The organism is Pantoea stewartii subsp. stewartii, assembly GCF_008801695.1.
In the GTDB taxonomy this organism is placed as follows: domain Bacteria; phylum Pseudomonadota; class Gammaproteobacteria; order Enterobacterales; family Enterobacteriaceae; genus Pantoea; species Pantoea stewartii.
The window spans coordinates 24,213-38,489 of sequence record NZ_VZPF01000050.1 but is presented as its reverse complement, the minus strand read 5'-3'; the positions used below and the strand labels follow the sequence as shown (position 1 = coordinate 38,489).

At 54.5% G+C, this 14,277-nt stretch carries 15 protein-coding genes and 1 pseudogene; 2 read left to right on the top strand and 14 right to left on the bottom strand.

Annotation, left to right across the window (positions count from 1 at the left end; translation table 11 throughout):
* From F7Q90_RS15540 to xseB, 7 genes and pseudogenes are all read right to left on the bottom strand, one after another.
* Positions 1-435: transposase (locus tag F7Q90_RS15540; RefSeq protein WP_211369702.1), on the bottom strand; the 435-nt coding region annotated here is incomplete at its 3' end.
* A gap of 19 nt (positions 436-454) precedes the next feature.
* Positions 455-802 carry an IS66 family insertion sequence element accessory protein TnpB gene (gene tnpB / locus F7Q90_RS15535; protein WP_006117592.1) on the bottom strand — a complete coding sequence of 116 codons (348 nt, stop codon included), beginning with the start codon at positions 800-802 and terminating at the stop codon, positions 455-457.
* Positions 799-1,422, bottom strand: a complete 624-nt coding sequence (gene tnpA, locus F7Q90_RS15530) for an IS66-like element accessory protein TnpA (protein WP_151161030.1) — start codon at positions 1,420-1,422, stop codon at positions 799-801. Before tnpA ends, tnpB begins: the two co-directional genes overlap by 4 nt.
* Before the next feature lie 55 nt (positions 1,423-1,477).
* Positions 1,478-1,735, bottom strand: a pseudogene (locus F7Q90_RS15525) (aldo/keto reductase); the annotation flags it as partial.
* A gap of 78 nt (positions 1,736-1,813) precedes the next feature.
* Positions 1,814-3,679: a 1-deoxy-D-xylulose-5-phosphate synthase gene (gene dxs / locus F7Q90_RS15520; RefSeq protein ID WP_006117977.1), complete on the bottom strand. Its 1,866-nt coding sequence runs from the start codon at positions 3,677-3,679 to the stop codon at positions 1,814-1,816.
* A gap of 19 nt (positions 3,680-3,698) precedes the next feature.
* Entirely contained in the window at positions 3,699-4,598 is a 900-nt protein-coding gene (gene ispA / locus F7Q90_RS15515) for a (2E,6E)-farnesyl diphosphate synthase (RefSeq protein WP_006117976.1), read from the bottom strand.
* Positions 4,598-4,840, bottom strand: a complete 243-nt coding sequence (gene xseB / locus F7Q90_RS15510; RefSeq protein WP_006117975.1) for an exodeoxyribonuclease VII small subunit — start codon at positions 4,838-4,840, stop codon at positions 4,598-4,600. Before xseB ends, ispA begins: the two co-directional genes overlap by 1 nt.
* 232 nt (positions 4,841-5,072) lie before the next feature.
* On the opposite strand from xseB, the gene thiI reads away from it, so the two are divergent.
* Positions 5,073-6,521 carry a tRNA uracil 4-sulfurtransferase ThiI gene (thiI, locus tag F7Q90_RS15505; RefSeq protein ID WP_006117974.1) on the top strand — a complete coding sequence of 483 codons (1,449 nt, stop codon included), beginning with the start codon at positions 5,073-5,075 and terminating at the stop codon, positions 6,519-6,521.
* Positions 6,522-6,617: 96 nt separating this feature from the next.
* Here thiI and yajL read toward each other — a convergent pair whose 3' ends face one another.
* The gene (gene yajL / locus F7Q90_RS15500) at positions 6,618-7,217 is read right to left on the bottom strand and encodes a protein deglycase YajL (protein ID WP_006117973.1); all 600 of its coding nucleotides are present in this window, start codon (positions 7,215-7,217) and stop codon (positions 6,618-6,620) included.
* On the bottom strand, positions 7,171-8,091 hold the full coding sequence (gene panE / locus F7Q90_RS15495; protein ID WP_006117972.1) for a 2-dehydropantoate 2-reductase: 921 nt from the start codon (positions 8,089-8,091) through the stop codon (positions 7,171-7,173). The genes yajL and panE overlap by 47 nt, the downstream gene beginning before the upstream one ends.
* Positions 8,092-8,224: 133 nt before the next feature.
* On the opposite strand from panE, the gene F7Q90_RS15490 reads away from it, so the two are divergent.
* A complete protein-coding gene (locus F7Q90_RS15490) occupies positions 8,225-8,716 on the top strand; it encodes a YajQ family cyclic di-GMP-binding protein (protein ID WP_006117971.1) in 492 nt (163 codons plus the stop codon).
* Between the two features lie 237 nt (positions 8,717-8,953).
* Here F7Q90_RS15490 and F7Q90_RS15485 read toward each other — a convergent pair whose 3' ends face one another.
* The 5 genes from F7Q90_RS15485 to cyoB form a co-directional block, all read right to left on the bottom strand.
* Entirely contained in the window at positions 8,954-10,318 is a 1,365-nt protein-coding gene (locus tag F7Q90_RS15485; protein ID WP_006117970.1) for an MFS transporter, read from the bottom strand.
* Between the two features lie 132 nt (positions 10,319-10,450).
* Positions 10,451-11,338, bottom strand: coding sequence for a heme o synthase (gene cyoE / locus F7Q90_RS15480; RefSeq protein ID WP_006117969.1), 888 nt, complete (start codon positions 11,336-11,338; stop codon positions 10,451-10,453).
* Positions 11,339-11,350: 12 nt separating this feature from the next.
* Positions 11,351-11,680 (bottom strand): cytochrome o ubiquinol oxidase subunit IV, encoded by a 330-nt coding sequence (locus F7Q90_RS15475; protein ID WP_006117967.1) that lies wholly within the window; start codon positions 11,678-11,680, stop codon positions 11,351-11,353.
* Positions 11,680-12,291: a cytochrome o ubiquinol oxidase subunit III gene (locus F7Q90_RS15470; RefSeq protein WP_006117966.1), complete on the bottom strand. Its 612-nt coding sequence runs from the start codon at positions 12,289-12,291 to the stop codon at positions 11,680-11,682. The genes F7Q90_RS15475 and F7Q90_RS15470 overlap by 1 nt, the downstream gene beginning before the upstream one ends.
* Positions 12,291-14,273 (bottom strand): cytochrome o ubiquinol oxidase subunit I, encoded by a 1,983-nt coding sequence (cyoB, locus tag F7Q90_RS15465; RefSeq protein WP_006117965.1) that lies wholly within the window; start codon positions 14,271-14,273, stop codon positions 12,291-12,293. The genes F7Q90_RS15470 and cyoB overlap by 1 nt, the downstream gene beginning before the upstream one ends.
* Between the last annotated feature and the right edge of the window lie 4 nt (positions 14,274-14,277).

Here is a 14,277-nt window from a genome sequence, read left to right as displayed (position 1 = left end):
TACGTCGCAGCCCAGCGCGTTGAGTTCGCCGCCGCATGCCGGACAGGTGGTTTCTGCCGGCGACAGCGTGAGGGTTTCGCGGGGAAGTGAGGCCGGCAGCGGTTTGCGGGCGGAAGACTGGCGCAGCAGCTGCGGGAGTGCCGGGTCATGCTGCTCGCCCAGCACCTCAGCCATCTCCTCCTGCAGGGCGCTGATGCGCTCCTCTGCCTCGCGCACCTGGCGGGCCGTTTTCTCACGCAGCTTTTCGGAGCTTTTGCCGAACTGCATACGTTGCAGCTTAGCAACCAGCGCCTTCAGGCGGTTGATTTCGCTGGCGTACGCCGCCACCCGCTGCGAGAGCAGACGGTTATATTCCGCCATTTTGCGGATGGTCGTTTGCTGCTCCTGCAGCAGCGCCCTGAGCCGGGCGTTTTCATCAGGGTATGAGGTATCCATAACCCCACTTTACAGCAGGTTATATGCGTATTCCAGGGCGTTCCGTCCGCTGGGGATGCTTCCAGTTAATGCCTTCCAGCAGCATGGACAGCTGCGCAGGCGTCAGGTGGATTTTGCCGTCACGGGTCACCGGCCAGACGAAGCGGCCACGTTCCAGCCTTTTGGTAAACATGCACAGGCCGTCCCGGTCGGCCCACAGTACCTTTATCATGTCGCCGCGCCGGCCGCGGAAGATGAACAGATGCCCGCTGAACGGGTCATCCCGTAACGTATTCTGCACCCTGGAAGCCAGACCATTGAAGCCGTTGCGCATGTCGGTGATGCCGGCAACCAGCCAGATGCGGGAACCTGCAGGAAGTGATATCACCGGGTCCCTCCCTGCATTTCCCGGATGAGCGTCTGCAGCAGCTCAGGCGTCAGCTTTCCACTGATACGAAGCGTTCCGGCGGGCAGGACCAGCTCACAGCAGGGAGACTCTTCCGCAGAGGGTGTCAGCGGGCTCGCCGGTCTTTCGGTAGCGGTCAGCGCCACGGGGATCAGTGCTGGCGTGCTGGCAGGAGTCCCTGACAGCTCCTGCTGATAACGACGCCGCCAGTTGAACAGGAGATTGTCATTGATGTTATTTTCACGGGCAAGCTGTGCCACGCTGACGCCGGGCTGCATCGACTGCGCCACCAGTGCGATTTTGAAATCGCGGGGGAAGTTGGGACGTCGTGGTTGTTTGCGGGCGACAGGGATTTCACAGGGAGCAGGGGCTAGGGGAAGAACGGATGATTTTCTGGATGTCTGTTGGTAAAGCCGCTTATCCAGATTTTTGGCGTTGATCCGTGGCGGCAAAGGCCAGGAGAGACCGGCCTTCCTGAAGCGAACAAAGAGATCGCAGGCCGTGGTTTTGGGGATGCCCAACCGGCGTCCAGCCTCAATGCGTGGCAGTTTTTCTTCAAAGTGGAGGCGAAGTACCTCAAGGAGCCATGTCCGGTGTTTCACGCGATAGTGTCCATTAAAAAATGATGGACACTATTTTCCCGGAACCGGAGGGCGCTGCACAGACGGTCTGAATAAGACGCTTACAATCCCTGAGCGCTCGCCCCAGAATCTCCTCACTACTGCCGTCTGAATAGCTGTTAGCGGTGTCGAAGAAGTTAATCCCGGCCTCCAGCGCCTGCCTGATAAGCGGTCGGCTGCTTTCTTCAGGCAGTGTCCAGGCATGTTTACCGCGGGTGGGCTCACCAAATGTCATACAGCCCAGGCAGAGCTGGGAAACTTTTAAATCAGTATTCGCGAGTGGAACGGTTTTCATCATGACTCCTGCTATGTCCTTCCAGGGGAATTAAGCATAGCAGGAATACCGCTCTCCGCAGAGAGCGGGGGAGGGGAACTACTGCGCCAGCCAGTGACTGATTTGCTGCTGAATACCGTCTGCGTCCAGGTGGTAGTCGTGACGCATCTCTTCCTGCGTGCCCGGGGGAATGAACTCGTCAGGCAGGCCAATATTGAGAACGGGAATGCCCAGACATTTCGCCATCACGAACTCGTTGACGCCGCTGCCTGCGCCGCCCTTAATCGCGCCTTCTTCCAGCGTAATCAACGACTCATGCTGTGCGGCCAGTTCGGTAATTAACGCTTCATCCAGCGGTTTAACAAAACGCATATCCACCAGAGTGGCGTTCAGCGCTTCGGCAACGTGGCTGGCTTCAGGCAGCAGTGTACCGAAGTTAAGGATCGCCAGCTTTTCGCCCCGACGTTTAACCACACCTTTGCCCAGCGGCAGGCTTTGCAGTGGCGTCAGAGCAACGCCAGTGCCGGTTCCGCGTGGATAACGCACGGCAGCCGGACCTGCCTGATAGTGATAGCCGGTATAAAGCATCTGGCGGCATTCGTCCTCATCGCTCGGCGTCATGATGACCATATCCGGAATGCAGCGCAGATAGGCGAGATCAAAGGCACCCTGATGCGTCTGGCCGTCGGCCCCAACGATGCCGCCACGGTCAATCGCGAACAGGACCGGAAGCTTCTGAATCGCGACATCGTGAATAACCTGATCGTAGGCGCGCTGCAGGAAGGTGGAGTAAATCGCAACAACCGGTTTATAGCCCCCAATGGCCAGGCCCGCCGCAAAGGTCACGGCGTGCTGTTCGGCAATGGCAACGTCAAAATACTGGTTGGGATACTTGCGGGAGAATCCTACCATACCCGACCCTTCGCGCATGGCGGGCGTAATCGCCATCAGCTTCGCGTCGTCAGCCGCCGTTTCGCACAGCCAGTTACCGAATATCTTCGAATAACTCGGCAATCCTTCGGCGCTCTTAGGCAGTTCGCCGCTGGCGACATCAAATTTGGGCACCGCATGCCAGGCGATCGGATCCTGCTCTGCCGGGGCATAACCTTTACCCTTTTTCGTCATAATATGCAGGAACTGCGGGCCTTTCAGGCTACGCATATTCGTCAGCGTATTCACCAGCGTCAGGACATCATGACCATCGACCGGCCCGATATAATTGAACCCCAGTTCTTCAAACAGGGTGCCCGGCACCACCATGCCTTTCAGGTGTTCTTCGGTGCGTTTTACCAACTCTTTAATCGGCGGCAGGCCGGTCAGTACGCGCTTGCCTCCTTCGCGCAGACGCGCGTAGGTCTTACCCGATAAAATCTGTGCCAGGCGGTTATTCAGCGCCCCGACGTTTTCAGAAATCGACATTTCGTTGTCGTTCAGGATAACCAGCATATCGGGTTTAATATCGCCCGCGTGGTTCATGGCCTCAAAGGCCATGCCTGCGGTGATGGCACCGTCGCCGATAATACAGGCGGTACGGCGCCCTTTACCTTCCCGTTCGGCCGCAGCAGCCATGCCCAGCCCGGCACTGATGGAGGTTGAGGAGTGACCGACGCTCAGGACGTCGTATTCACTTTCTCCCCGCCACGGAAAGGGGTGCACGCCATTCTTTTGCCGAATCGATCCAATGCGATCTCGGCGGCCGGTTAAAATTTTATGCGGATAAGCCTGATGACCGACGTCCCACACGAGGTGGTCGAACGGTGTGTTATAGACGTAATGCAGCGCCACCGTCAGCTCGACCACGCCCAGGCCCGACGCAAAATGGCCGCTTGAGCGGCTCACGCTGTCTAATAAATACTGGCGCAGCTCATTGCAGAGCGCAGGCAATTTTTCTTTAGGCAGGGCACGCAGTGCCTGTACCGTTTCTGCCTGCGCCAGTGTCGGGTATTTTGTAGTATCAAAACTCATCAGTGACTCATCATGGAAGTTATTTATCGCGTTCAATTACGAAGCGCGCCAGCGCCTTCAGGGCAGAGGTGTCATAGGATTTTGCAGAGAGCATGTGCAAAGCATCCACGGCTTCCTGGTATAAATCCAGTGCCTTAATCCGGGCATTATCCAGACCCATCAATGAAGGATAGGTGCTTTTTCCAAGATCTTGATCGGCACCTTGACGTTTTCCGATAACGGCTGTGTCGCCCGTCACATCCAGGATGTCATCCTGCACCTGAAAGGCCAGGCCGATGGCATCCGCATAGCGGTCAAGATACGGCAGCGCTTCACGGCCCGCGTCGCCGGCAGCAAAGGCACCGAGTCGCACGGCTGAGCGAATCAACGCCCCCGTTTTGTGACGATGGATCTGTTCCAGTTGATGAAGATCGACAGACTGACCTTCTGCCGCCAGATCCAGCGCCTGCCCGCCGCACATGCCCGCTACGCCGCTGGCCCTGGCCAGCTCTGACAGCATAGCGAGGCGGTATTCCGCACTCACGCCCGGCATGGGCTGGTCGGCCAGAATAGAAAAGGCAAGCGTTTGTAGCGCATCACCGGCAAGAATGGCGGTATCTTCACCATATTTGATATGGCAGGTCGGTTGCCCACGACGTAACGCATCATCGTCCATTGCCGGCAAATCGTCATGAATCAGTGAATAGGCGTGAATACATTCGACAGCCGCTGCAGGCACATCGAGACTGGCTTTATTCGCATTGAGCATGGTGCCGATTGCGTAAACCAGAAACGGGCGCATGCGTTTGCCACCTAATAGTGCCCCATACTGCATGGCATTCACCAGAGGAGAACTCTGAAAAGGGAGGGCATCCAGGTAGCCCATCAACGCGTGGTTCACCTGCTGGTGATACGCATTGAGCAGTTCAGGAAAATCCATTAGTTGTTTTCCGGCGTGAAAGAGGAGAGGTCGGCATCGTTATCGTCGCTGAGGAGAATGCGCACGCGCTGCTCGGCTTGCTGCAACGTTTGCTGGCCATTGCGCGCTAACTGTACGCCGCGCTCAAATTCATTCAGGGCGTCTTCCAACGGAAGTTCACCACTTTCCAGACGATTAACAATCTGCTCCAGCTGCTGCAATGACGTTTCAAAGCTGGCTGGCTGTTCGGCTTTTTTCGGCATATTTCGTGTCGACTCACGGTTGGAACGTTATCTTGCAATCGGTCATGGTAGCTGAGAGAGAATGATTAGCAAAATAATCAATGTGCATGCTGTTGCAGAAGCAGTCACCGGGTAAAGGTGATATACTCTCGCGCCTCGGATGCGGATGCGCCTGTCACCCCGCAATTTTATGATCTTATCAGCTAAGTGCAGCCTGTTTTAGCACTTATTTGCCCAACGAAGCTGTATTGCCATGAAGTTTATCGTCAAGTTATTTCCTGAAATCACCATCAAGAGTCAGTCGGTGCGTCTGCGCTTTATTAAGATTCTTGCCAGTAATATCCGCAACGTGCTCAAAACGGTCAGCGATGAGATCGCGGTGGTGCGTTTTTGGGATCATATTGAAGTGCGCTGCAAAGATGAAGCCATGCGGCAGATTATTCCCGATGAGCTGATGCGCATCCCGGGTATTCATCATGTCCTTGCGGTTGAAGAGCGGGAATATACCGACATCCACGATATTTTCGAGCAGACGCTGGCACAGTATCGCGACAGCCTGGAAAACAAAACCTTTTGCGTGCGGGTTAAGCGCCGTGGCAAACACAGCTTCAGTTCGCAGGACGTCGAGCGCTATGTTGGCGGCGGGCTAAATCAGCACATCGCCAGCGCCACCGTTCAGCTTAAGAAACCTGAGGTGACGGTTAACCTCGAAGTGGAAGAAAACCGCTTAACGCTGGTCACCGCACGCTATGAAGGGCTGGGCGGCTTCCCGATTGGTACCCAGGAAGATGTGCTGTCGCTGATCTCGGGTGGATTTGACTCCGGCGTTTCCAGCTACATGCTGATGCGTCGTGGCAGCCGCGTTCACTACTGCTTCTTTAACCTGGGCGGCGCGGCACATGAAATCGGCGTACGTCAGGTCGCCCATTATCTGTGGAACCGCTTTGGCCGTTCGCACCGTGTACGTTTTGTGGCAATCAACTTTGAGCCAGTTGTCGGCGAAATTTTAGAAAAAATCGACGACGGTCAAATGGGCGTGGTGCTGAAACGTATGATGGTCCGTGCAGCCTCAATGGTGGCGGAGCGTTATGGCGTACAGGCCCTGGTCACAGGTGAAGCGGTGGGGCAGGTCTCCAGCCAGACGCTGACCAATCTGCGACTGATCGACAATGCCTCCGATACGTTGATTTTGCGTCCGCTGATTTCCCACGACAAAGAGCACATTATTAAAGTGGCGCGTGAAATCGGCACCGAAGACTTTGCCAGCACCATGCCGGAATATTGTGGCGTGATTTCGAAAAGCCCGACGGTCAAAGCGGTAAAAGGCAAAATCGAAGCCGAAGAAAGCCAGTTTGATTTCGCGATTCTGGAACGCATGGTGGCCGAGGCGACCAATGTGGATATTCGCGAAATCGCGGAGCAGACGCAGGAAGAGGTGGTTGAGGTTGAGACGGTCGGCTTGCTGAACGAAAACGACAGCGTGCTGGATATCCGCTCGGTGGATGAGCAGGAAGACAAACCGCTACAGCTGGCGGGAACGGAGTTGAAGTCGATGCCTTTCTACAAACTCAGTACGCAGTTTGGCGACCTTGATCAGAACAAAACCTGGCTGTTGTACTGCGATCGCGGTGTGATGAGTAAATTACAGGCGCTCTATCTGCATGAGCAGGGATTTAAAAACGTGAAGGTATATCGTCCGTAATCCGCATAGCGGTCACTGACCGCTTCCCCCTGTGCTCGCCTTGCATACCAGGGCAAGACGAGCACAGAGCGTCCGGCAGGCGTCTGAACCGGCGACTTAACTGGCCTGATAGTCGTAAATACCCGGCGCCAGCACCAGTTGTGCCGCGACCTCACGTGCTTTATCACTGCCTGCTAGCAAATCAATTAATTTCAACGCAAAATCCATCGCCGTGCCCGGTCCCTGACTGGTGAGCAAATTGACTCGCGGATCCCAGACGACACGACGTTCCATCCATTTCTCTTCCGGTATGGTGGACTTTAAACCGGGGAACCCTGTCATATTGCCGACCGGAAACAGGTTATGCGGCACCAGTACCGTGCCAGCGGCTGCGCAGATGGCCGCAACAATACGTCCTGACAAATGAAACTGGCGTACGGTTTCAACCAACAGCGGACTGTCACGAAATGTCTCGGCTCCTTTTAGTCCGCCGGGCAGGACAATGGCATCGTAGGCGTTGTCCGCCACCTCGACCAGCGGGACGTCGGCCAGCAGGCGAACGCCGCGCGAACAGACGATTTCACGGCAGCCATCGCTTTCCACGCTGGCGGTCACCGTCTTTATCCCGCCACGGACCAGCAGATCGAGTGTGGTAACGGCTTCCGTCTCTTCACTGCCATGAGCCAGACAGACCAGTACCGAGGCGTTCGCGCCCATAATAAGACTCCTTGCGTTTAATCATGTCGTACAGCCGGGTGTTTTCAGGTAACACTAAGCCGTGAGTGCGTGCGCGACGCAGCAGAAAGCCGGTGATGTATTCAATTTCCGTCAGTCGCTGAACGCGTATATCCTGCAGCATTGATGAAGTGTTGGCGGCGGTCGTCTCAATCACATTCAGCACCTGATCCTGCAGGCTCTGGCTGGCCACGGACTGGCCTTCACGCTCCATAACCCAACTGATTTCGTCACATAAGGTGATGATGTCGGCCTGATGCTGACGCAGTGCGCCATTCTGACAGTCGTAAACCACGCTGAGTGGGTTGATCACACAGTTTACCGCCAGCTTACGCCAGCAGGCCGCCCGGATATTGTCATGCCAGGCGACATCGGGCAGCGCTTCGTGCAGCACATCGGCGACCTCACTCCAGTGCTCGCTTTTACGGTTGCCGGGACCAATATGGGTGACGCCCGTGGCGACGTGCTTAATGACCGTGCCATCCCGCATTGCGGCGTGCGTGGTAATACCGCGTAACAGCGGCTGCGTCAGACCTTTTAATTCGCCAAGCGTGCCCATGCCATTGTGCAACAGCAAAACCGGGCAGTTTTCTGACATCACGCTTTCCAGATTTTTTACGGCCGTTGATACCTGCGGGGCTTTCAGCGTCACCAACAGCAGCTGGCTCTGCGCCAAAAACAGCGGATCGTTGGCAATGAAGGTCCGGTTCGTCACGCGCCCCAGCGGATCGATTACATTTGCTGAGCAGTAGGGCTGAGGTACGCGTAACCAGCCCTGGACATCGTGCCCGCAATGGGCAAGAGCGGTGAGCCACACCTGGCCCAATGCGCCACATCCTAATACGGTTATTTTCATGCTGCCTCCCGCTCGCGGGCTTATTATTTATGCGCTGTGGCAATGAGTTAAGTATAGCGCTACACAGTGCGATTTTATTTAGTGCCGTAAGACGCGTATTATGCATGCCAGTTTAGCCTCAGGAGAAGAAGAGATGCCATCTTTCGATATCGTTTCAGAAGTCGACATGCAGGAAGTTCGCAACGCAGTAGAGAATGCTAACCGTGAACTGTCGACGCGTTTTGATTTTCGCAACGTCACTGCCAGTTACGAACTCAATGAAAAAAATGAAACCATTAAGGTCATCAGTGAATCGGATTTTCAGGTAAAGCAGCTGGTGGATATCCTGCGCGAGAAAATGCTCAAGCGCGGTATTGAAGGCGCGGCGCTGGAAGTACCAGAAGAGATTGAACACAGCGGCAAAAGCTGGAGCGTGGATGCCAAAATGAAAAAAGGCATTGAAAGCGACGTCGCGAAAAAGCTGGTGAAGCTGATTAAAGACAGCAAGCTGAAAGTGCAGACGCAGATTCAGGGCGAATCTCTGCGCGTAACGGGTAAGTCTCGTGATGATTTACAGGGCGCAATGGCGCTGGTGCGTAATGGCAACCTGGGCCAGCCTTTCCAGTTCAAAAACTTCCGCGATTAATCCCTCCGCTCAGCACGTGAGCACAGGATGCCCTCTGAGGCATCCTGTCGGGTTGGCAGCCTGACTGTGACACCAGTCAGGCTGTCACTGATCCCCTTCCGCGACAGCAACGCTTTTGCCCTGCAAGGTGCTGATGTCCGTGACGGAATCTGCGTGACCAGAGGGACGCATTTTTCGCGGGGATAAACGGGAGGAACCGGGTCTGTCAAAGACGACAAACCCGGTGAGGGCAGGGGATTAGCCACCGCCGATAAGGGCTTCAAGCTCCGGTCGGCTGGTGATCTTACTGTCTATCTTAATGTAAGCGCTTTTTTCTTCCGGTACGATCAGCACCGCGTTCACTCCAGGCTGGGCCTTCAGGCGCTTCTCCAGGTTCGGTACTGCCAGCGCCGCATCACTCAGCACAATGCGCAGACTGCTGACGTAGGGCGGTTCCTGCATGGTCATACTGACGAACAGCCAGATTGCCGCCACAATCGCTCCCACCATAAACACAGTTTGCGCATCAAAATGACCGAACACCCAACCGCCCAGGCTTCCGCCGATCGCAACGCCCAGAAACTGGCTGGTGGAGTAAAGCCCCATTGCTGTCCCTTTGTAACCGGCAGGCGATTCCTTACTGACCAGGGAAGGCAGGATGGCTTCCATCAGGTTAAAGGCGAGGAAGAAGAGCTGTACGCCGAGCACCAGCGTCCAGAAATGGCCCTGCGCGCCCCATAAAACAATTTCTGCGATGACCATCATGCCGACACAGCCGACAAAGACGCGCTTCATTTTGCGCTTCACTTCTGCATAAATGATAAAAGGCACGACGCCCGCAAAGGCGATCAGCATGGTCGTTAAATAGACCTTCCAGTGTTCTGATGGCGGTAATCCCGCCTGTTCAAACTGGTCGGGCAGCGCAACAAAGCTCGACATCAACAGGATATGCAAAAAGAAGATGCCAAGATTCAGTTTTACCAGGCGCGGGTTGGCCAGCACTTTTTTAAAGCTGCCGCGCACCATGCCCGACTCACGGTTCAGGACATGCTGAGTGGAGGAGGGGACCACCCAAAGCGTAATGAGAATACCCAGCGTCGCCAGCGTTGCGATCATCCAGAACAGCGCATGCAGGCCCAGCGCGTGGGTCACAATCGGTCCCACCACCATCGCAATCGCAAAGGTAACGCCAAAACTGATGCCAATAAACGCCATCGCTTTGGTGCGGTTCTGTTCACGCGTTAAATCCGACAGCAGTGCCATCACGGCGGCCGCAATCGCGCCCGAACCCTGCAACGCCCGGCCAAGGATGATGCCCCAAATGGATTCCGTGCTGGCGGCAATCACGCTGCCAAGGACAAACAGCAGCAGGCCGCCCACAATCAGAGGCTTGCGTCCAATACGATCGGACAGCAGGCCAAAGGGGATCTGGAAAATGGCCTGAGCCAGGCCATAAATGCCAATGGCCAGACCGATTAAGGTTTCACTCGCTCCCTGGAGCGCCATGCCATAGGTGGTCAATACCGGCAGGACCATAAACATTCCCAGCATACGCAGGGAAAAGACCGTGCCAAGGCCCCATGTGGCGCGCAGCTCCACCGGAGTCATTTTGTTATCGTTCATTCCTACCTCTGTTGATGTGCTGCATTTATTTTAGGGAGGGAGAGTGGAAGGGTAAAACAATAGTTCTTAAGCAGTCGTAACAAAAAGAAAGGGCGCGAAAATCGCGCCCGTTTCATGCTGTTTTGGTACACATCAGCGCACGTAAGTCAGCAAATCTTTTGACGCAGGCGTCATGAAATCCACTGACATCATCACGCTCAGCGCGGTGATGGCGACGATGGAGAAGACAAACAGCTTACGTGCCCAAACCCGATCGTTTGAGGTTTTATAACCTGACAGTGCCATGCCGAGCCACCAGACGCTGACGGCAGCGGCAACGACCAGATATTTATAGCCTGCATAGCCACCCAGCGTCAGCATCAGCGTGGCAATCATAAACGCCAGGATATAGAGCGTAATATGATTTTTTGCCACGGAGATACCTTTCACAACCGGTAAGACCGGGATGTTGGCAGCCTGGTAATCCTTAAAGCGGAAGATAGCAATCGCATAGGAGTGCGGCATCTGCCACAGGCTAAAAATTGCCAGCAGGATCAGGGCGCCCGCATCAAACTCATTGGTCACGGCACAGTAGCCAATCACCGGCGGCGCAGCGCCAGACAAGCTCCCAATCAGCGTACCGTAAACCGAATGACGCTTCATATACAGGCTGTAAACGCCAACGTATACCACGAATCCCATCACCGCCAGCCACATGGCCAGCGGGTTAGCACCGAAATACAGCAGTGCAAAGCCAGCAATACCCAACACAGTGGCATACACCAGGCTTACTTTCGCGGAGATAAGGCCTTTAACCAGCACCCGATTCCTGGTTCTCTCCATCTTGATGTCGATATCGCGGTCAATCACGTTGTTGAAGACACAACCTGACGCAACTACCAGCGACACGCCAACCAGTGAGGTGAGAAACAGGGCGTAATCAATGCTGCCCTTAGAGGCCAGCAAAAATCCGCCAATCACAGAAATTAAATTCCCGAAAATAATTCCTGGCTTTGTAACTTGCAGGTATTGCTTAAACATTACACAGACTCTTTAGTGGGGCATCATGTTGTAGTTGAGGTTCCACATGATCCACAGTGAGCCAACCACAACAATCAGGATAATGATTGCTGAGAAGACAATGGCCACCATGTTCCAGCCGCCCTCAGATTTGCTGTCCAGATGCAGGAAGTAAACCAGGTGAACCAGCACCTGAACGACTGCACAGACCAGCACAACGCCGAGGATGGTTCCATGAGAAGCACTACCATCCATTACCATCCAGAACGGGATTGCCGTCAGGATGATAGAGAGGATGAAGCCGATCATGTAAGACTTCACGCTACCGTGTGATGCACCATGTTCGTTAACAGAATGACTCATTACATGGCTCCCATCAGATAAACAACGGTAAACACGCAGATCCAAACCACGTCCAGGAAGTGCCAGAACAGGCTCAGACACATGATACGGGTACGGTTAGTGGCGTTCAGACCGCGTTTCGCGATCTGGAACATCAGCACGGCCATCCAGATCAGACCCGAGGTCACGTGCAGACCGTGCGTACCGACCAGTGTAAAGAAGCCGGACAGGAAGCCACTACGGTTTGGACCGAAGCCTTCAGCAATCAGGTGATGGAATTCATAGATTTCCATCCCGATAAAGCCCGCACCAAACAGGAAGGTCAACGCCAGCCAGCCGATAACGGCGCCTTTATTTTCCTTGTTCATGGCGATAACAGCCATGCCGTAGGTGATGGAGCTTAATAACAGCAGGGCGGTTTCAACCAGCACGAACGGCAGTTCAAAGATATCTTTGCCTGCCGGGCCGCCGGCGGTGTTGTTAACCATAACTGCATAGGTCGCAAACAGGGTTGCAAAGATAATGCAGTCACTCATCAGGTAGATCCAGAAGCCAAAGACTTTATTGGCTCCTGCATCGTGATGCCCATGCTCCGCATGGGCGTCGTGGTGGTGTTTTACGGTAGTTGACATTATTTCAGACCTGCTTTGCTGATTTCGTCAAAGTGCTGCTTTTCAATCTTCTCTACTTTGGCAACAGGAACGTAGTAGTCCACGTCTTCGTCGAAGCTCTTCACGATCCAGCTTACGATCATGCCGAGGAAAGTAAGACCTGCCAGCCACCAGATATGCCAGATCATCGCAAAACCGAAGATGGTCGCAAACGCGGCAATAACAATCGCAGCACCGCTGTTTTTCGGCATATGAATTTCTTCATATTTAGCCGGCTGCTTGTACGCTTCGCCTTTCTCTTTCATTTCCCAGAAAGCGTCACGCTCATGCACATGCGGGATAACAGCAAAGTTATAGAACGGCGGTGGTGAAGAGGTTGCCCACTCCAGCGTACGGCCACCCCACGGATCGCCAGTCAGGTCACGGTTCTGGTCGCGGTCACGTACAGACACGTAGAACATGATCAGCTGACAAATAATACCGCAGGCAATCAGACCCGCACCTACCGCTGCAACAACCAGCAGAGAGTGGAACTGAGGATCGATATCCTGGCTCAGACGACGGGTCATTCCCATGAAGCCCAGTGCGTACAGCGGCATAAAGGCAACGAAGAAGCCGATGATCCAGAACCAGAAAGCACGTTTGCCCCAGGTTTCGTTCAGGGTAAAGCCGAAGGCTTTCGGGAACCAGTAGGTCACACCCGCCATACAACCGAATACCACACCACCGATAATCACGTTATGGAAGTGCGCAATCAGGAACAGACTGTTGTGCAGGACAAAGTCAGCGCCCGGAACGGCAAGCAGAACACCGGTCATACCACCCACAGAGAAGGTGACCAGGAAGCCTACGGTCCACAGCATCGCAGAGTGCATCTGAATGCGACCCTGATACATGGTGAACAGCCAGTTAAAGATTTTAACCCCGGTCGGAATCGCGATGATCATCGTCATGATACCGAAGAAGGCGTTAACGTTGGCACCGGCACCCATGGTGAAGAAGTGGTGCAGCCAGACGATGAACGACAACACGGTAATGGCGATGGTCGCCCAGACCAGTGAGGTATAACCAAACAGACGTTTTTTCGAGAAGGTGGCCGTGACTTCGGAGAAGACACCAAACACCGGCAGAACAAGAATGTACACCTCTGGGTGACCCCAGACCCAGATCAGGTTGACGTACATCATCATGTTACCGCCCATATCATTAGTAAAGAAATGGAAGTCGAGGTAACGATCAAGTGTCAACAGCGCCAGAGTCACGGTCAGAACCGGGAACGCAGCGATGATCAGGACGTTGGTGCACAGCGCAGCCCAGGTAAAGACGGGCATTTTGAACAGGTCCATGCCCGGCGCACGCATCTTCAGAATGGTCACGAAGAAGTTAATACCGGTCAGGGTTGTACCAATACCGGAAAGCTGGAGACTCCAGATCCAGTAATCCACCCCCACGCCGGGACTGTATTCTGCCCCCGACAGCGGTGGATAGGCCAGCCAGCCAGTTTGCGCGAATTCGCCGACACCCAGAGACAGGTTAACCAGAATCACACCGATTGCGGTAAACCAGAAGCTCAGGTTGTTCAGGAACGGGAAGGCAACGTCACGCGCACCGATTTGCAACGGTACGGCAATGTTCATCAGGCCCACCACGAATGGCATCGCCACGAAGAAGATCATGATTACGCCGTGAGCGGTAAAGATCTGGTCGTAGTGATGAGGGGGCAATATGCCTGCTTCCCCGGAGGAAGCCAGAACCTGTTGGGTACGCATCATCACGGCGTCAGCAAAGCCGCGCAGCAGCATGACGAACGCCATGATGATATACATGATACCCAGTTTTTTATGGTCGATTGACGTCAGCCATTCAGACCACAGATATTTCCACTTACCAAAGTAGGTGATGGCAGAGACGATCGCCAGACCTGCAATGATGATGCCGGCAACCGTAACCATGATAATCGGTTCATGGTAGGGCACTGCATCCAGAGTTAATTTTCCGAACATCGTA